The following is an 18,757-nucleotide window of genomic DNA, read 5'->3' on the forward strand; positions in this document are numbered from 1 at the left end:
TGTGCTGGAACGGTGGACACGGTGTGTTGAAACCCTAGGCCACTGGGGTGTTCTGGTCGGTACCGATTTCTGTTGCTGAGAGCGGCCGGTTGTAGATCCGGATGTCGTCAATCAGCCCGCCGAAGTACTCACCCCAGATCAAGTTGCCGCCAATCCGCAGGGGATTACCGGAAACCGTCATACTTCCGGCGCTGGGAACGGTCGCGACCTGGTTTCCGTTGACGTACAACCGAATCGTCGTAGCGTCGTACGTCACGGCAAGGTGAGTCCAAGTGTTGGCAGGCACGGCCGCGGTCCCGTCAACAAACCGGTCGTCCGCCCCAACCCGCAGCCAGGCCGAAGGCCGGGAAGCCCCATTGTCGCTGTAAAGCCCGTATGCGAGCCCGTCGGTCCGTTCTTTCAACAGGACCGTACGCCAAGCCGCCGCACCGGAACTTGGCCTGACCCAAGCCGAAAGGGTCATGCCGTTCGTGAGATCCAGCAGGTTCGAATCCTCCACAGTGACCAGGTCATTGACACCGTCGAAGGACAGTGCTCCACCATTGCGGCCAGCGCCCCACGTGGCCCCGGAAACAACTCCGGTGTGCCCACCGCCGGTCCGGTCGGTCAAAGTGGACCCGGATCCCTCGTTGAAGTTGTACGCGGCCACCGGCGGGGGAGGCCCGGAGTTGTTGACAGTCACCGAAACCGGAGTCGAGGTAGCCGTATTTCCAACAGCATCCCGCGCGACAGCGGTGATCTGGTGTGCGCCATTGCCCACGGAACCGCTGTTCCAGCTCAAAGCGTAAGGAGCCACAGTGTCCTCGGCTCCGGCATTGACCCCGTCAACCCGGAACTGAACCCCAGCGACCCCGCCGGAGTCGGCAGCGTTGGCGGTCACGTTCACAGTCCCGGAAACGGTTGCCCCACTTGCTGGAGCCGTCACCGAGACGGTAGGTGGAGTCGAGTCCGCGGTAACCACAGCGGAAGCCTGGTTCGATGGAGCCGAGGAGTTCCCCGAGCCATCCCGGGCGATGACCCGGTAGTAGTACTGGCCCGCGGCCAAACCGGTGTCACTGAAAGTCGTGGCGGTCACCGTCGCAACCTTGTTGGTCGGGCCGGGAGCAGTCCCCGAGTTCACCATCCGGTGCACGTCATACCCAGTGACACCAACATTGTCCGTCGAGGCGGCCCAGGAAAGCGAAACGGTCCCAGCCCCAGGAGTGGCAGTCAGCCCAGCGGGAGCGGTAGGCGGAACGCCGTCCCCGGCGACAGGAATGTCCTTGTTGGCCAGAACCTCGGCCGCCGAAAGAGAACGGTTGTAGACCCGGACGTCATCCATCTGCCCGGAGAAATACTCGTTCCACAACAGGTTCCCGCCCAAGCGCAGCGGCGAAGTAGACGTGATCATCGGTCCAGCGGCAGGAGCGGTGGCAACCTGTTCCCCATTCACGAACAGCCGCAAGGTCGTTGCGTCGTACGTCACCGCGAGATGAGACCACGCGTTGGCGGGCAAATTGGGCCCGTTCACGAACCGATCCCCACCGGAACTCGTGAACCACGCTGAAGCAAAACCAGGCCCCGACGAATAAAGGCCATAGGAAAGATTGTCAGGACGTTCCTTCAAGATGACCGTCCGCCAGGCGGTCACGGCAGCAGGCCGGACCCAAGCCTCAAGAGTCATCGCGTTGGTCAACCGCAGATCGGCAGCGTCCGCAATGGTCACCAGGTCGTCAACGCCGTCAAAAGACAGCCCGCCACCGGTATGCCCGGCGGCCCACGAAGCCCCGGACACAACTCCCTTGTGCCCTTTGCCAGTCCGGTCGATCAGCTCAGTCCCCGAGCCGTCGTCGAAGCTGTAAGCGGCCACAAGGGACGGATCCCCGCCGGAAACCCGGACGAAATCGGCCCGATATGTCGTATCGGACGTGCCCACGAAGACGTCCTGAACCCGAGGCCCGCCGTGCGACCAGTTCTGGAACTCATAGGTGTCCGAACCGGACACCTGGGTCTGCGCCGCCGACAACGACAGCCGAGACCCGTGAATTGCTTGCAACGTGAACGGAGCCGGACCGGACTTGCCGCTCGCCGTTGCCGTCAGTCCAGGCGGGTTCGTCTCGATCCGCACAGTGCTGACGCGAGGATCCAATCGCTTGCTCGCCTTAGCAACCGCGCCGGTCTGATCGGTCGCGGTGAGCCGCAACTCCAGATAGGCCGGATACTCGTGATCAGGCGCCGCGAAACTCCCGCTGGACACGCCAGGGAAGCTCGTCAGCTCATGCTGGTGGCAGTTGTCGATGGTCGGACAGTGATGCAGAACCACGTTCCAGTTCAAAGCGGACGCGGGCAGGGCGCCCTCCTCGGGATCCACCGCGGTCCCACTGAAATTGACCGTGTCCCCGACAGCCCATGACGTGCTCGGCGTATTGATCGTCACGTTGGGCGGCCTGGTTCCCGCGAATATCTGCTTCGACGCGACATCACTCAGCCCGCCGGGATCACTGACCCGCACGGCGGCGTTGTACACCTTCGCGGTCGTATAGGTCCGGGAAATCGTGGCACCCGTGCCATCGTTGAAGTTCCCGTCGCCGTCCAGATCCCAGGCGTACGAAAGCGTGCTGCCCTCGGGATCATTCGAAGCGGCCGCACTGAACGACACCGTCAGTGGCAGATGGCCCTGCGTCGGGTTGGCCGTGATCGAAGCGACCGGAGGCTGGTTTCCCGAGTTGTAACGGAACCGCCGAACCTCGCCAGCCGCGATGTCCACATAGAACAAGTCGCCGTTCGGCCCGATCTTCAGATCCACGGCGAAAGCGTCGTTCTTGAACACGATCCGGTTCGCCGGGTTCGGCGCGCCGTCCGGGCCGGGGAACATCGTCCAGATGCAACGCCTGCTGTAGTCGGCGAAGAACAACGCGCCCTTGTACTGCGCCGGATACGAATCCTTGTTGTAGAAAGCCGCGCCGGACACCGACGAGCCGGTCGCGTCCGAGCATCCGTCGCCTGGCACAACAGGATCCGCGTGGTTGTACGTGTAGTACGGGGGAGTGTGCGGCACGGCACCGCTGTAGATCCGTTCGCACATCGTCAAACCGAAGTTGTAGCCGCCGGACCGCTGGTTGCCTTCCATGCAGGGCCAGCCGAAGTTGTCGATCGAGCCGTCGATCGGGTTGGTGATCCGGTTGACTTCCTCCCAGGTTCCCCAGCCGACGTCGCCAGCCCAGATCTCGCTCGTGCCAGGGCGGAACGCGAACCGGAACGGGTTACGCAGCCCGGCGGCCACAACTCGGCGCGCGTTCGCGTCGGTGCTGCTGATCATCGGGTTGCCCGGTGCGCCTTGGCCAGTGGCCGGGTCGATCCGGATCACCGTGCCGTCGAGACCCATGGGGTCGCTCATCGTCTGGTAGTCCTGCGAACGCAACGCGCCGCCCTCCGCCGTCGGCGGGGACTGCGTTCCACCAACTGGAACAGGCGGGTCACCGCACGGGTTTTTCGGGCTTCCGGCTTGTCCGTAGTCCGCCCAGTTGAAGCTCGCGCCGTCGCCGCCACTGGCGTAGAGGTAGCCGTCCGGGCCGAACTTCAGGTCACCGACGGAGTGGCTCGGATATTGCTGGCACCAGTCCTCGATCAGGACTTGTTCCGCACCCGACGTCGCATCCAATCTGGACAAACGGCCGGAAATCACGCAGCCGTCGCCGGTTGCGCCCGGCGGGTTGGGGCAGGAATCGCTTGTGGCGTTCGGGCTACCCCAACGCGGAGCCGTTGCGCCGATTGCCGCGTCGTGTGCGTAGAGCACGTAGACCGACGGGTCGGCCGGGAAGCCTGGCGCCAGTGCGAGGCCCATCATGCCGCGGTCGAGTTCGTTGTAGACCTTCGTTCGCATGTCGGCGAACACGGTCGGCGTGGTGTCGCCGAGACCGTCAAACACCTTGATAACACCGCTTTTCTCGGCGACGAAGACGCGGCCGTCCTCACTGAAGTCCACCGCCATCGGTGCTTCGAGGTTGCGCAAGATGGTCTGTTCGGTGAATCCGGCAGGCAGCGCCAGCGCTTCGGCCGCGGGAAGCACGACCAGTGGCGCGAGACTGAAGGCGAGCATGATGGCAAGAGGCTTCCACTGTGGCCGCATACGCCACTATCCGCTCCGGCCGCTTCTCCCGTTACGCTTCAGGCAAATGAAAAGTGGGAACTAGATCCAGCCGCGTTTGGTTGCTTGCCAGATGAGTTGGATTCGGGTACGGACACCGGTGATCTTGATCAGGTCGTGCAGCCGTCGTTGCACCGTGCGGGTGCTCAACCCCAGTTGCGCGGCGATCGACTGATCGGTGAGACCGGCCAGTAGCAAGGAAATCAGCCGCATGTCGCCCGCGGTCGGCTCGTCGGCGGCGTGGTCTTCGTCCAGTTCTCCGCTGGCGCCGAGCAGGATCGGTGTCGCGGACCGCCACAGGGTTTCGAACAACGCGATCAACGCGTCAAGCAACCCGCTGGGGTGCACCAGGATCGCGCTGGCCTCGCCACCGGGCTCTGGTTCGGTCTCTGGGACGATCGCGAGGTCCTCGTCGGCTATCGCCAGCTTCAGCGGCAGGTCGAAGGCGACACGGGCCTCCTCGCCCCTGGAAACGGCATCGGAGACTTCGTACGGATCTCCAGGCAGCGACAGTAGTTCGCGGTCGTAGATGACCCGGAACCGGACGCCTTGGGCCAGTACGGCGTACTCAGCGTCATTGTCCTGCGCGCTGACCGCCACGACTGGCGGCTTGACGAGCCCGCGCACCTCTTTGCGGGCGTTGCGCTGCAACTGATCCACACGCTGTGCGATCGCTTTGCTGCCGTGCACGACCTCAACGAACCCGAATGGGTCAGCGCGGCTTCGATACTCGTTGGTAAGTAAGGTGATCCGGGCGCGGATCTCGCGCAGTTCCTGCTCCCTGCTCTGCACGAGTGGGCCGAATGCCAGGTCCGGTGGGGCAGGTCTGTACCGCCCGGAAGGGCCGGGAACGACGGTCGCCATGCCGCGGGATTCCAGCGACAGCAGCAGGTGCGCGGCTTGCAGCGGGTCGATGGCCAGATCTTCGGCCAGTTCGAGATCGGTCGCCGCGGCCAAGCGCAGCAGGGCACGGTAGGCGGTTTCCTCGGTGGCGGTCAGGCTTGCGACGTCGTGCACGCGACCCCCTAGTTGGTTCTTTTCCTGCTACTTCGTTTTCTCGCCGGAAAACGTGACGGAATCACGTCATGTCATCAGTCCGCCACGGTCAGGCATGGAGCGCAGCGTATCCGAATGCACACAATCCGAAAGATCCCTCCGCGTTACGTCTTGATGATCGATGGGAGGTGAACGTCCTCCTCGGAGGGTCGAAAAGTGGTTTGACGGCGGTGTTTTTGGGCCGAGCGGCCCAATGACACGGCCCATTCGCGGGCTGCCGCGAGACAGGAGCGCTATGTCCACGCGTAGACGGAGTGGCGGGTTACTGCGAGCGGCTTTGGTCGCCGTGCTCGCCTTCGTCCTTGCGACCGTGTATTCGACTCATGCCCTTGCCGCTGGTCCGAACAGCGGTACTGGAGCGGCCGGACAGGTCAACCCGGCGTCCAAGATTGACAGTGCGGTCACGAAATCACTGACACAGGCCGGTTTTGTCACGTTCTTCGTCGAACTGGCCACGCAGGCCAACCTCAACTCGGTGAGCTCGACCGGCCGGGCGGGCACGCAGCGGACCGCGGATGTGTTCGCCGCGTTGACATCCCACGCGGACCAGACGCAGGCCGGACTGCGGGAGCTGCTCACCGCGCGGGGTGTCGAGTTCACCCCGTTCTGGATCGCCAACACCATCAAGGTAACTGGGGACGGCGCGCTGGTCGACGAGATCGCCACGCGCCCTGAGGTCAAGCAGATCCTGCCCGAGCGGTTCTACCCGGTGCCGGAGCTGACGCCAGCGCAGGAGCAGGCGCAGATCAACGCCGTCGAGTGGAACATCGACCGGGTGCGGGCCAACAAGGTCTGGAGCGACTTCTCGGTACGGGGCGAGAACGTCGTCGTCGCCAACATCGACACCGGTGTCCAGTACACCCATCCCGCTCTGGTTGGGAAGTATCGCGGGAACAAGGGTGACGGCACCTTCGACCACAACTACAACTGGCACGACCCGTCCCGGGTCTGCGGCAACCCGTCGCTTGCTCCGTGTGACAACAACAACCACGGTTCGCACACGATGGGCACCATGGTCGGTGACGACGGTGGCGCCAACCAGATCGGTGTCGCGCCGAACGCCAAGTGGATCGCGGCCAAGGGCTGCGAGGCAAGCAGCTGCTCGGACACCGCGCTGCTGTCGTCCGGTCAGTTCATCGTGGCCCCGACTGACCTGAATGGACAGAACCCGCGGCCAGACCTCGCGCCGGACATCGTGAACAACTCCTGGGGCGGTGGCGGCGGCAACCAGTGGTACCTGCCGACCGTGAACGCGTGGGTCGCCGCCGGTATCTTCCCGGCGTTCTCCAACGGCAACAGCGGCGCGTTGGGCTGCAACAGCTCCGGCTCGCCCGGTGACTACGCGGTGTCCTATTCGGCCGGTGCGTTCGACGTCAACAACGCCATCGCGTCGTTCTCGTCGCGTGGCCCCGGTTCCGGCGGCATCATCAAGCCGAACATCTCCGCGCCTGGTGTCGCGGTCCGTTCGTCGATCGCCAACGGCAGCTACGGCGCGATCAGCGGGACATCGATGGCCTCGCCACATGTGGCTGGCGCGGTCGCGCTGATCTGGTCGGCGTCTCCGGCCCTCGCGGGTGACGTCAATGCCACGAAGGCGCTGCTGAACCAGACCGCTGTGGACACACCGAGCACGCAGTGCGGTGGCACACCGGAGAACAACAACGTCTGGGGCGAAGGCAAACTGGACGCGTTCATCTCAGTCGAGGCCGCACCGCGCGGTCCGACAGGTGCCATCGCGGGCACGGTCGTCAGCGCTGGCAAGCCTGCTGACGGTGTGAAGATCGAGATCAGTGGCCCGACCTCGATCGTGCGGACCACGGGCGCGGACGGCAAGTTCAGCCTCGACCGGGCCCCGGTCGGCAGCTACACCGTCAAGGCGAGCAAGTTCGGCCTTGTCACCAAGGAAGTGAAGGTCGTCGTCGAGGAAGGCAAGACGGCATCGGCCGACTTCGACCTGCCCGCCGCGCCGAGCTTCACGATCAAGGGCACGGTCAAGGCGCCGGACGGCTCGGCGCTCGGTGCCGCTGAGGTCTCACTGGCGAACACACCGGTGGCCGCGGTGAAGACCGACCCGGCAGGCGCGTACACGCTCAGCGTTCCCGCTGGGACGTACGAGGTTGTCGCCGACTACGGCCGCTGGCTGCAGCCAGGGCGCAAGAGCGTGAACGTCAGCGGGAACGTGACCGCGGACTTCGGTCTTGAGGCCAAGGTGGACGCTTACGGCTACACCCCGCGGCACGCCACGCCGTCGTGGGTTGACACGTCGACCGCGCTGTCGCTGACCGGTGACAACGCATCGGCGAACGTCAACCTGCCGTTCCCGGTTACCTTCTACGGCAAGACATACAAGACCGCAGCCGTGCACACCGACGGTTACCTCGCGTTCGCGGGTGTCGGTGCGCCTGGTGGCGCGATTCCGGCTCCGGCCACCCCGAACGGCGCGATCTACGCCTTCTGGGACGACCTCGTCGTGGACGCGCAGGCCAGTGTGCGCACGCACACTGACGGTGCCGCGCCCAACCGACGGTTCATTGTGGAATGGCGCAACGTGACGGTGAAGTCGGCGCCAGGCAGCCGCCTGTCTGCCGAGCTGATCCTGACCGAGGGTGGCCGTCTTCAGTTGCAGTACCAGGGAATCGACCCGTCCAACCCGGCTGAGGCCGGTGCTGGCGCCACGGTCGGCCTCGAGAACGAGACCGGCACGGTCGCCCTGCCGTACTCGGTGAAGAAGGCTCACCTCGCCGACGGCACCGCGATTTCGGCGCGGGTGCCGAACACCGGCCTGGTCCGCGGCACGATCACCGATGCCAACGACAAGCAGCCGATCGCCGGTGGTTCGGTGGCGTTGCAGCGCGCGGGCAAGACCGTGAACGCGGTCTCCGACTCGACCGGGTTCTTCCAGGCCGAGGTCACGCTTGGCAGCTTCACCGTTGTCACGAGCCAGCGTGGCTACGAGTCCGACCGGGCCAACCTCACGATCGGCTCCGAAGGCGTTCTGCTGACCAAGGACTTCGCGTTGCGGTCGTCGTCCTTCGAGGTCAACCCGACCGCGCTCGAGGTCGTCGTCCCGGCAGGCGAGACCCGCAAGCGCACGGTGACCGTCCGCAACTCCGGTTCCGCCACCGGCAACTGGGAGCTCAAGGAGGTCTCCGGCGGTGTGCTGGAAGACCCAGGCACCGCGGCCAAGGGCTTGGCGGCCAAGGCCAAGGCACAGGGCGTGAAGAACTACGACCCGAACGGCCGTACCTCGGTTGGTTTGGACACCGCCGACGTGAGCAAGGCGGCGGCGCCGGACGCACCGGGCAACGTGCTGAAGACGTTCCCGCTCAACGAACTCACCAAGGGCTGGGGCGCGGGTTTCAGCTCGGGCAAGGTGTGGATCTCCGACGTGAGCGCCACCATCTCGGGCTCGATCGCGAACTACGGCACCGAAGGCACGTTCGGTGCGACGTTCCCGTCGAACCTCGGCGGCTGGCCGGGTGACCTGGCGTTCGTGCCGGGCCGCAACCTGGTCTGCCAGGTCACGGTCGGCGGGGACAACGGGATCAAGTGCCTCAACCCGGACACCGGTGCGCTGGTCGCCAGCATCACCGGCAGTCCGTGGGGCGCGATCTCCCAGCGTGGTCTCGCCTACCGGGCCGACGATGACACGTTCTACATAGGTGGCTGGAACGAAGGCGTGATCTACAAGGTCAAGGGTCTGTCCTATCCGGACCCGGGTGCGCTGGTCAGCAGTTGCCGTCCGGGCACCGGCCTGACCGCGATCTCCGGTCTGGCCTGGTCGCCGCGTGGCGTGCTGTGGGCGGCGACGAACTCGGGCACCGACACGATCGCCGCGTTGAACCCGGACACCTGTGCACAGGTGGCCACGGTTCCCGACCCCGACGCGACGACCACCTTCTCCGGTGCCGGTCTTGAGCTCGACGAGACCGGAAACCTGTGGGTGATCTCGCAGTCGGCGACCGGCAAGAGCAAGGCGTCGCTGGTCGAATCGCCGATCCCGAGCTTCGCCGACGTCCCGTGGCTCTCGCAGAGCGTCGCGGGCGGCAGCCTGGCAGCGGGTGCGGGTCAGCAGGTCGAGATCACGGTCGACGCGACCAACCTCAAGCCTGGCGTGCACGGCGCGACCATCTTCGCGATCACGAACGCGGCCAAGCGTTCGACGATCTCGATCCCGGTCAAGGTGATCGTGCCGAAGACCAGGATCAGCCTCGACGCCGGTGGCAACGGCGGCGTCGACGCGCTCGGCGACAGCTGGAGTGCGGATCAGGCGTACTCGACCGGCGGAATCGGCTGGCTCGGCCAGTCGTCCAAGCCGGCGAGCACGACCGAGGCGATCTCCGGCACGTCCGAGCAGTCGCTGTACCAGACCCAGCGGGAAGGTGCTTACGAGTACCGATTCGACGGGCTGGCGAAGGGCGTCTACCAGATCGAGCTGAACTACGCCGAGCTCGGCTGGACGGACCCGAACGCCAGGCTGTTCGACGTCATCATCGAGGGCAAGCTGGTCACGCCCGCGCTGGACGTCGCTGGTGAGGTCGGTGGCTTCGCGGCCTTGGCCACTTCGCAGTTCGCCCAGGTGGACGACGGTCAGCTCAACGTCCGGTTCGTGTCACGGGCGGGCGCGCCGATCGTCAACGGCGTGCGAGTGACCGAACGGCCTGATCGGGCCACTCCGTAACACTCCTTGAAGGTGGCCCTTGCCGTCGGGCAAGGGCCACCTTCGCTCCTAGAACTCGGAAAAGACGTACGGAACAGCGCGCGGGAACAGCTTCGCCAGCTCCGGAATCGCTTCTGTTGGTACGGAACCGAAGCCGCGTACGCCGATCTCGTCGGGCGAGAGCACGCCATAGACCAGGCCGGAGAAACCCGCCGCGGTGAGTTGCACGGTCGGGTCGCCTGAGGTGATTTCGAGCTGGCCGGATGTGCCGTCCAGTACGTACTTCCCGGCGATGAACTCGTCGTCGACGATCTCGATGCCGACCCGGGCGTGGCCAGCCTTGAGGCCCTGCAACCCTTCGACGGACAGCACCCTGGCCATTGGCGCGGCGGTGACGGGGTACTTCACCTTGGTCTCGACCTGGACCGCGAGGTCGGTTGCCCACAGCTCAGGGAACTCGTCCGCCGCGACCTTGACCTTGACCTCGGCGACCTGATCGACGTGGCGTGCGAAGAACTGCAGCAGCAGCGCCCGGCCCAACGGGTTGGTGTACAACAGGTTCCGCGCCTCAAGGGTGCCGCCGTGTTCGGCGATGCGGTACACCGACAGGCCGATGACCTCGTCGCCCGACTTGGCGACAAGCAACCAGTTCTCGTTCTTGTCACGCAGTTGAAGATCCCGATCGGGCGGGAAGATCGAGAAGCCGTGTCGTTGCGTCACGAATCGTTCGGTGAACTCCCGATAGGTGGGGTAGGCGGTGTCGATCTGCTGCCATTCGACGGTGCCATCGAGGTCGGTCCGCATCAACCGGCCGAGGTCGGCGGGGTTGAACCGGACCGTGCGGGTCTTGGGCGTGCTGGCAAAGCCGAACTTCTCGTAGAACGAGGACCGGAACGGATACAGCACCGACAGGACCTGGCCCTGGTCACGCGCCTGGCTGAACAGCTCGTTGAGCAGAGCCCGGATGTAGCCCTTGCGCCGGACGTGCGGCTGTGCGGCGACGGCCGCGATACCGGCCATCGGGTACACCGTGCCGCGGAGGTTCTGGCGCATCGGGATCGAGGTGCCTTCCGCGACGTCGACCCCGTCTTCCTCGACAGCCAGAGTCGCGTTCTCGCCCCAGTAGGTTCCGATGGCGTCCAGCTGCTTCGATCGCTCGTCCGACGAGATGGGCGAGCCCCAGAAGGCGTACTCCAAGGTGCGGAATTCCTGGCGTTGCTCGGCAGGGACTCGGCGAATGTGCATCCGGTGAACCTATCTACTCGGCGGTAGCATCTCGCGCATGACGTGGATGGTGTACGGCGCGAACGGGTATACCGGCAAGTTGGTTTCCCGGCTGGCGGTGGCGCGCGGCGAACGACCAGTACTCGCCGGACGCAGCCACGAAGTCCGAGAACTGGCCGCTGAGCTGGGCCTCGAGCACAGAATCTTCACTCTGGCCGCAGCGGAGGACAACCTCGACGGGATCTCCGCGGTCGCGCACTGTGCTGGCCCGTTCTCGGCGACCTCCAAGCCGATGGTGGACGCCTGCCTGGCGACGGGCACGCACTACCTGGACGTGACCGGCGAGGTGGACGTGTTCGAGGCCATCTTCGCCCGATCTGACGAGGCAGCTGCGGCTGGCGTCGTGCTGTTGCCTGGGTCGGGGTTTGACGTGGTGCCGAGTGACTGCCTCGCGGCCATGTTGGCGGCGGCTTTGCCTTCGGCGGTGTCGTTGAACCTGGCGTTTATCGCGGGAGGTGGGCTCAGCGGCGGCACCTTGAAGACCACGGTTGAGGGAATGGCCACGGGTGGTCGGATCCGTAAGGACGGTTCGTTAGTGACTGTCCCGGTTGGACATTCGACCTTGGTTGCCGCGTTCCCGTCCGGGAAGCGGAGCGTGCTCTCGTTGCCGTGGGGCGATATTTCGACGGCTTACCGATCGACTGGGATCCCGAACATCACCAATTACATGGGCGTAGGGCTACCCGCCGGGGTGGTCAGCCGGGTGCAGCGGTTTTCCGCGCCTTTCATGCGTACGCCGTTGGCTCAGCGGATCGGCAAGGCTGTGGTTGGGCTCGTTTCCGGGCCGGGGGAGAAGCGTCGCGCGGACAACCGTTCCGAGTTCTGGGGCGAGGCCCGTTCCGCGGATGGTCGCATCGCCACCGCCACTTTGGTCACGCCTAGCGCTTACGACATCACGGCCGATGCTGTGGTTCGGATCGCTATGGGAATCGGCGGGGTCAAGCCGGGTTCGCACACTCCGGCCACCGCTTTCGGCGCGGACTTCGTGAAAACCTTGGACGGGGTGATCGCCGGGCCCGTCACGGTACTTTCGTGAACCGGAGAATCCAGCCGGAGTCGGTGATCTGATCAGACTTGAACTGCCAGTGGTACTCGCTCGCGATCGTCACCAGCTCCTGCTTGGGTACCTCACCGAACTGAAACCAGTCGACCTCCAGCCTGTCGCCGCTCGCAGTGCCGAAGAAGTCGCCTGCCGCGGTCCGTTGCACGCTGTGCTTGCGTTGCCTTGGCCCTTTTCGCGGGACGACGATGGTGATCGCAACCGTGAGCAGGAACAGGCCCAACGAGCCCACGATCATCAAGATGCCAACGGTGTTAGAGCTCAAGACGCCTCTTTTTCGGTGGGGGCGGAGTGAACACCAGGACTTTCGCCGCGGTTCTGCGGCTCAGCCCTTCCTCCTTGAACGTGTATCCCATCGATTCGGCCAATTCCCGGATCATCGGAACGGTCAACGGGTAACAGTCCCAGACCTCCACCGAGGTCTCATTCAGATCGGTTCTTGTATTGCCGCCGAGTTGCCGCGCGCGCCAGACCAGTTCTTGGCCTCGACTGTGGACGAGTTGCTGTCGAACAATCCGATCGCGCCAGGTATCTGCAGTGCGACCGCTGAACCGCCCTGCATCCCCTTGGCTGCGACGTCCGCGATCGGGTGAACCAACGGACTGCCAACGGTCCTGTCCGCGATCCAGGTGAACAACCTGGACGCGTCCGGCGGGATCCCTGCGGTCTCGGCGAAGGCCTGGCTGCCTTTGGACACCGCCTGGCCTATGTCGGCGACCTTCTCGGCACCGGAGATGGCATCCGCGGCGGCACCGAAACCCATGCGGATGGCCGTTGCGCCGGGAATGAGTCCAACCGCATCGCCAGCCAGCGAGACCCAGGCATTGGGGTCGTCCCACTTCTCGTTGACGGTCATGTCCGCAGCATGCGCCGCCAGTGCGACACCACCGGCGATCAGCGCGATCGGACCGCAGATGGGGGCCAAGATCGGAATGAACGACAGCGCCCCGGCGACAGCCGAGACGATTCCCGCGATGTCACCGATATCGCCGAGATGGTCCTTGAACCACTTGCCGAAGTCATCGAACAGCTCACCGAAGGACTCGAAGAACGCCTTGTTCGGCGCATCCTCCGCAGCGTCGTTCAGCGCCTTGGCACACGTGGCGCCGTCGTCCTCCCAGGTGTCCCTGAGTTTCCGGGCCTCGGCGCGGATGTCATCGAGCTTGTCCCACGCGGCGTTCGCGGCGCCGATCTTGTTGACGGCGTCGTCGTGCAAGGCAGAGTTTGACGTGTCGTTCATCGCGGCGGAGCGCGCACTTCGAGCGCCGGAATCTTTGGCTTCGGCGTCGGCTTTCGCCTGCTTTGCTTGCTGCTCCAGCTCTTGGGCGCGTTTCTGGTGCGCCGCCAGCCGGTCGCTCCACGTCGACAGCGCTTTGCCCGCGGCGTCCAGCGACTTGTGCGCGTCGTCCAGGTACTTCGGCAGTTCGCCGAGTTTCTGGGTGAACGCCTTCGCGGCTTCGCCCGTCCAGACGTCCTTCTTGTCCTGGACGGACTTCAGGACGTCGTTCGCCTCGCGCGCGTAGCCGCCCGTGTCGGTCATCTGCTTGGCAAGCTCGCGGACTGTGCCGACATTGCCTGCCGCAGGGTCGAAACCCAGTGCGGGGAACGCGGTCATGGTTTGCCGCCCGATGCCGTGCTGATGTCGCTCGCCATCTGGGTCATCGCTTGGCGCAGAGCGTTTTCCAACTCCGCGTACGCCTGCTTGCTCTGGTTGATACCGCCGCGGATCTCGTTCACCGCGTCACGGATCTTGTCCAGGCCTTCCTGCCAGTCCTTGCGGAAGTCCGAGCAGGCTTCGTCCAGTTCTTCCGGGCCGATCGAGTCGGGACCGAGGTCGTCGAGCCGCTTGGTCGCGCCGTCGATGTTCTCGACGGTCCGGCCCAGGTTCTTGCCGAGCGCGTCCAAGCCGCCGATGTCGACGGTGTAATCCGGCATTCTTTGCAAATCCCCCCGCGTGTACGTCTCAGGGGAGGATAGTGATCAGTCACGCACCGTGGTGCCGGATCACGCGGATTCGGTCACCGGCTTCTTCTCGGCAGCCGCGGCCTTGGCCTTCTTGCGCTTACGAATCGTCCACACCAAGAACAGCGCCAGCACCAGACCCGCGACCACGATCAAGCCACCGGTGTTGAGGTACTTCTCGATCTGCTTGGCCGCTTCACCCAGCGCCGCACCGATCGAGATGTGCACAAGCGACCACGAAGCCGCGCCAAGCATCGCGGCAGGCAAGAACTTGCGGTACGGCAGCCCAGCCGTCCCCGCCGCGGCAGGCATCAACGTCCGCACGACCGGCAGCCAGCGGCCGAAGAACACCGCCCACGCCCCGCGTTTACGCAGGATGCCGGTGGTCTTGTCCCAGCCTTCCGCGCCGTACTTCTGGATCAGCTTGGTTTCCCGCAGCGACGGCCCGAATCTGCGGCCGATGGCGTACCCGATCGAGTCACCGCAGGCCGCGGCGACCGTGACCACTCCCCAGAGGATCAGGAACCTGGTCAGCGAGAACCCACCGGGACCAGCGGAGACCGTGGTCGACGCGACCAGCAGACCGGCCTCGCCAGGAGCGATGAACCCGAGCCCGATCGTGCACTCGAGGAGGATCAGGCCGCCGGTCGCCCCGACGAGCGCGGGTTGCGGCAGCGCCGCGAGCCATTCGAGTACGTCGCTCACCAAGGCCACTGGATTCGTCCTCCCCGATCAAGGCATTTCGCCCTTGAGAGACGCATACACCAGTGCCCTGGTTCCACGGACGTCCCCCTGCTGTCTTGGGTTCCACCCTACCGGGAAAGCAGAGAGCCGATCTCCTGGCTGGCTGGACCCTGGTCAGCGAGGTGCGCGAGGTGCTCGGGGACCGGCTGGCCGCGGTGGGCCATGGCCTGTGCGTACAGCCGTCCCGCGCGGTACGAGGAACGGACCAACGGTCCGGCCATCACACCGGCGAACCCGATCTTCTCGGCCGTCTCCTTGTGCTCGACGAACTCCTCGGGCTTGACCCACCGGTCGATCGGGTGGTGCCGGGGCGACGGGCGCAGGTACTGGGTGATCGTGACGATGTCGGTGCCTGCTTCGTGCAGGTCACGCAGCGCCTCGGTGACCTCTTCCGGCGTCTCGCCCATGCCGAGGATCAGGTTCGACTTGGTGACCAGGCCGAACTCACGGGCCTTGGTGATCACATCGAGCGAGCGCTCGTAGCGGAAGCCGGGCCGGATCCGTTTGAAGATGCGCGGCACGGTCTCCAGGTTGTGCGCGAGCACCTCCGGCCGCGAGCCGAACACCTCGGCCAGCTGCTCATGGTCGGCGTTGAAGTCGGGGATCAGCAGCTCGACGCCGGTGCCCGGGTTCAGCTCGTGGATCTGACGGACCGTCTCGGCGTACAGCCAAGCACCGCCGTCCTCCAGGTCGTCACGGGCGACGCCGGTGACGGTCGAGTACCGCAGGCCCATCGCCTGGACCGATTCGGCCACCTTGCGTGGCTCTTCGCGGTCAAGCGACGCGGGTTTGCCGGTGTCGATCTGGCAGAAGTCGCAGCGCCGGGTGCACTGGTCGCCACCGATCAGGAACGTGGCCTCACGGTCCTCCCAACACTCGTAGATGTTGGGACAGCCGGCCTCCTCGCACACCGTGTGCAGGCCTTCGCGCTTCACCAGGCTTTTCAGCTCGGTGTACTCGGGGCCCATCCGCGCCTTGGTCTTGATCCACGGCGGCTTTCTCTCGATCGGCGTCTGGCTGTTGCGGACCTCGACACGCAGCAGCTTTCGTCCTTCCGGCGCCACAGTCACGGATCAAAGGTTACGCCTTGCCGTGACGTGTCCGGGGTCACGCGGACCCCTAGGGGCCCACATGATCCACAAGGACGACGCGCGCGGTGCCGGGTGATCCCTAACCTCGCCCAGGTCATCACCGAATTTCGGGGGAAAAGTGCGACTACTCGTGATCACGTCCCTGCTCATGGGCCTTGCCGCGGTGCCTGCCGCGGCGGCCGGGACCACCTGGACACCGTGCCCTGACCTGCCGCTGGAATGCGCGACGGTCAGCGTGCCGCTCGACTACCGCCAACCGGCCGGTAGGAAGATCGACATCGCGGTGACCCGCAAGAAAGCCGCGAAGCCGCGCGGCGTCCTGCTGCTCAACCCTGGCGGGCCAGGCGGCAGAGGGCGGGACATGCCGCTGGCGGTCGAACAGGTCGCGCCACCTGCCCTGGTCGAGGCGTACGACCTGATCGGGTTCGATCCACGGGGTACCGGCCGTAGCGCGCCTGTGTCCTGCGGGCTGACGCCTGAGCAGACGGACATGACCAAGATGCTCGGGTATCCGGCGGCCAATGGCGACATTCGCGTGTCGGCCGACTACGCGCGGCAGATCGCCAAGCAGTGCTTCCAGCATTCCGGGGACCTCCTGCCACACGTCACGACGGCCAACACCGCCCGGGACATGGACCGCATCCGGGTCGCGTTGGGGGAACGGAAGATCTCGTACTTCGGGACGTCCTACGGTTCGTATCTCGGGGCTGTCTACGCGTCGCTTTTCCCGGCTCAGACGGACCGGTTCTTGCTGGACAGCGTGCTCGACCCGCGGGATTTGTGGGCAGGGACGTGGCGCAACTGGGGGCCAGGGATCGAGCAGCGCTTCGATGATTTCGCCGTGTGGGCGGCTGCTTGGAATTCGACCTATGGGCTCGGCTCGACGCCAAGCGCGGTCCGGGACACGTACTTCGCGTTGACGGCCCAGTTGGACGCGCGACCAGTGGGTGGGTTGACGGGCAACCAGTTGCGTGTGCAGACCAGGATGGGATTGTGGTTCAGCGACGCGGAGTTCCCTGGGCTGGCCAAGATCTGGCAGTCGATCAAGAACGGCGAGCCGGTCCAGGTACCTGAGGCCCCGATGGACCAGGACGTCGTGGCGACCTTGTGGGGTATCTCGTGCAATGACGTCGCCGCGTCCCGCAATGTCGCTGAGTACCAGTTGGATGTGCTCGCCGACCGGAAGAAGAACCCGATTTCCAACGGGATGCCAGCCAACATCCGGCCGTGTGCTTTCTGGCCGGTCGAACCCTACGAGCCCGCTGTGCGGATCACCGATCGCGGCCCCAGCAACATCGTGCTGACCCAGAATCTGCGTGACCCGGCGACTCCTTTGGTTGGGGCGCAGGCGATGCGTTCCCTTCTCGGCAACCGGTCCAGGCTCGTGACCGGCGATGACGGTGGGCATGGCGCGTACCTGACCAACGGCAACACCTGTCTCGACACGGCTGGTACCGACTTCCTTGTGCACGGCAAGTTCCCGGCGCAGGACGTCCACTGTGGACCGGCGTAGATCTCTATCTCAGGACAGATGCGATCTAGTCACTAATCCCCGAACACCCGCGAGGCACCCCTCTGGGCTCGCGCCCAAGCTCAACCGAGCATTGGTTGGGAAACTCGCTCCCTTTCATCCTGATGGTGCTGACAGGCTGGTGCCATGGAATTGATCGGGGTCATCGGTGGCATGAGTTGGGAGTCGACCGCGGAGTACCTGCGGCTGCTGAACGAAGGGGTACGCGCGAGGCTTGGTGGATTGCACTCGGCTCGCCTTCGCGTTGCCACGGTGGACTTCGCGCCCATCGCGCAGATGCAGCAGGACCGTGAGTGGCAGCGGGCAGGGGAGGTTCTGGCGCAGGAAGCGAGGTCGCTCGAGGCAGCGGGTGCGGCCTTCGTCCTGATCGCGACGAACACCATGCACAAGGTGTACGACCAGGTCGCGGGCGCTGTGACGATCCCGGTCCTGCACCTTGGCGATGTCACGGCCGATGCTGTCAACGCGGCCGGATTGAGGCGCGTGGGTCTGTTGGCGACGAAGTACACGATGGAGCAGGAGTTCTACCGGGACCGGCTTGCCACTCACGGCATCGAGACGGTGATTCCGGATGAGGAGGACCGGAACACCGTTCAACGGATCATCTACGACGAGCTGTGTGTTGGGCGGGTCGAACCGGAGTCTGTCCAGCAGTTGCTGGGCATCGCCGGGAAACTGCCTGGGGCCGAGGGCATCATTCTCGGCTGTACCGAGCTTGAGCTTGCTGTCAACCAGGGGCATCTTGATGTTCCGGTTTTCCCGACCACGACGTTGCACTGCATGGCCGCGCTTGATCTGGCTTTCGCGTCCGATCGCGCGCCTGAGCGAGCTGTGGTGCTCGATCACTGCGTCATCAGCGTGAGTGACTGGGCCCGGTCCAACGCCTTCTACCGTGATGTCCTTGGCGCCACGGTCGTGCCTCAGGGCCAGGGGTTCGCTTACCGGTTCGGTGCTCAGCGGCTCAACGTGCACGGTCCGGGCCTGGATCCCGCGCCTGTCGCCAAGGTTCCTGTGGTCCCGGGCGGATCTGATCTGTGCTTTCGGTGGACTGGGACGGCTGCCGATGCTGCCGCTCACCTCGCTGATCACGATGTTCCTGTTGAGCTTGGTCCGACATCGAGGACTGGGGCGTATGGCGCAGGCACGAGTGTTTACTTCCGTGATCCGGATGGCTCATTGCTTGAGTTCATCACCTATTCCCCTCCCGACGAGGGTTGACAGCCGCACCTCCTAGTTGACTGAC

The 18,757-nt window shown here is 65.1% G+C and carries 13 protein-coding genes; 4 read left to right on the top strand and 9 right to left on the bottom strand.

Annotated elements, in window-relative coordinates; all coding sequences use genetic code 11:
• Positions 1–34: 34 nt before the first annotated feature.
• Both LWC34_RS55190 and LWC34_RS55195 read right to left on the bottom strand, forming a co-directional pair.
• Positions 35–4,078, bottom strand: a complete 4,044-nt coding sequence (locus LWC34_RS55190; protein WP_233734729.1) for a LamG-like jellyroll fold domain-containing protein — start codon at positions 4,076–4,078, stop codon at positions 35–37.
• Positions 4,079–4,168: 90 nt separating this feature from the next.
• Positions 4,169–5,143, bottom strand: coding sequence for a helix-turn-helix transcriptional regulator (locus tag LWC34_RS55195; protein WP_233734731.1), 975 nt, complete (start codon positions 5,141–5,143; stop codon positions 4,169–4,171).
• Between the two features lie 274 nt (positions 5,144–5,417).
• On the opposite strand from LWC34_RS55195, the gene LWC34_RS55200 reads away from it, so the two are divergent.
• Complete coding sequence (locus LWC34_RS55200; protein ID WP_233734733.1) at positions 5,418–9,863, top strand: S8 family serine peptidase; 4,446 nt, start codon at positions 5,418–5,420, stop codon at positions 9,861–9,863.
• Between the two features lie 48 nt (positions 9,864–9,911).
• On the opposite strand, the gene LWC34_RS55205 is transcribed toward LWC34_RS55200, so the two are convergent.
• Positions 9,912–11,087 carry a GNAT family N-acetyltransferase gene (locus LWC34_RS55205; RefSeq protein WP_233734735.1) on the bottom strand — a complete coding sequence of 392 codons (1,176 nt, stop codon included), beginning with the start codon at positions 11,085–11,087 and terminating at the stop codon, positions 9,912–9,914.
• Between the two features lie 37 nt (positions 11,088–11,124).
• On the opposite strand from LWC34_RS55205, the gene LWC34_RS55210 reads away from it, so the two are divergent.
• Positions 11,125–12,162, top strand: coding sequence for a saccharopine dehydrogenase family protein (locus tag LWC34_RS55210; protein ID WP_233734737.1), 1,038 nt, complete (start codon positions 11,125–11,127; stop codon positions 12,160–12,162).
• On the opposite strand, the gene LWC34_RS55215 is transcribed toward LWC34_RS55210, so the two are convergent.
• The 6 genes from LWC34_RS55215 to lipA all read right to left on the bottom strand — a co-directional run bounded on the left by LWC34_RS55215 (position 12,146) and on the right by lipA (position 15,962).
• Complete coding sequence (locus LWC34_RS55215; RefSeq protein ID WP_233734739.1) at positions 12,146–12,451, bottom strand: hypothetical protein; 306 nt, start codon at positions 12,449–12,451, stop codon at positions 12,146–12,148. The two genes, LWC34_RS55210 and LWC34_RS55215, sit on opposite strands and share 17 nt — an antisense overlap.
• Positions 12,441–12,602, bottom strand: a complete 162-nt coding sequence (locus LWC34_RS55220) for a hypothetical protein (protein ID WP_233734740.1) — start codon at positions 12,600–12,602, stop codon at positions 12,441–12,443. The genes LWC34_RS55215 and LWC34_RS55220 overlap by 11 nt, the downstream gene beginning before the upstream one ends.
• An 11-nt stretch (positions 12,603–12,613) precedes the next feature.
• Positions 12,614–13,801, bottom strand: a complete 1,188-nt coding sequence (locus LWC34_RS55225; RefSeq protein WP_233734742.1) for a putative T7SS-secreted protein — start codon at positions 13,799–13,801, stop codon at positions 12,614–12,616.
• The gene (locus LWC34_RS55230; protein WP_233734744.1) at positions 13,798–14,121 is read right to left on the bottom strand and encodes a DUF6317 family protein; all 324 of its coding nucleotides are present in this window, start codon (positions 14,119–14,121) and stop codon (positions 13,798–13,800) included. The genes LWC34_RS55225 and LWC34_RS55230 overlap by 4 nt, the downstream gene beginning before the upstream one ends.
• A gap of 69 nt (positions 14,122–14,190) precedes the next feature.
• Positions 14,191–14,862 (bottom strand): DedA family protein, encoded by a 672-nt coding sequence (locus LWC34_RS55235; RefSeq protein WP_233734745.1) that lies wholly within the window; start codon positions 14,860–14,862, stop codon positions 14,191–14,193.
• A 98-nt stretch (positions 14,863–14,960) separates the two neighbouring features.
• Positions 14,961–15,962, bottom strand: a complete 1,002-nt coding sequence (lipA, locus tag LWC34_RS55240; protein ID WP_233734747.1) for a lipoyl synthase — start codon at positions 15,960–15,962, stop codon at positions 14,961–14,963.
• Between the two features lie 139 nt (positions 15,963–16,101).
• On the opposite strand from lipA, the gene LWC34_RS55245 reads away from it, so the two are divergent.
• A complete protein-coding gene (locus LWC34_RS55245) occupies positions 16,102–17,496 on the top strand; it encodes an alpha/beta hydrolase (RefSeq protein ID WP_233734749.1) in 1,395 nt (464 codons plus the stop codon).
• Between the two features lie 144 nt (positions 17,497–17,640).
• Complete coding sequence (locus tag LWC34_RS58595; protein ID WP_308200317.1) at positions 17,641–18,732, top strand: amino acid racemase; 1,092 nt, start codon at positions 17,641–17,643, stop codon at positions 18,730–18,732.
• Positions 18,733–18,757: the final 25 nt, after the last annotated feature.

The sequence above is a fragment of the Kibdelosporangium philippinense genome (assembly GCF_021390435.2).
In the GTDB taxonomy this organism is placed as follows: Bacteria; Actinomycetota; Actinomycetes; order Mycobacteriales; family Pseudonocardiaceae; genus Kibdelosporangium; species Kibdelosporangium philippinense.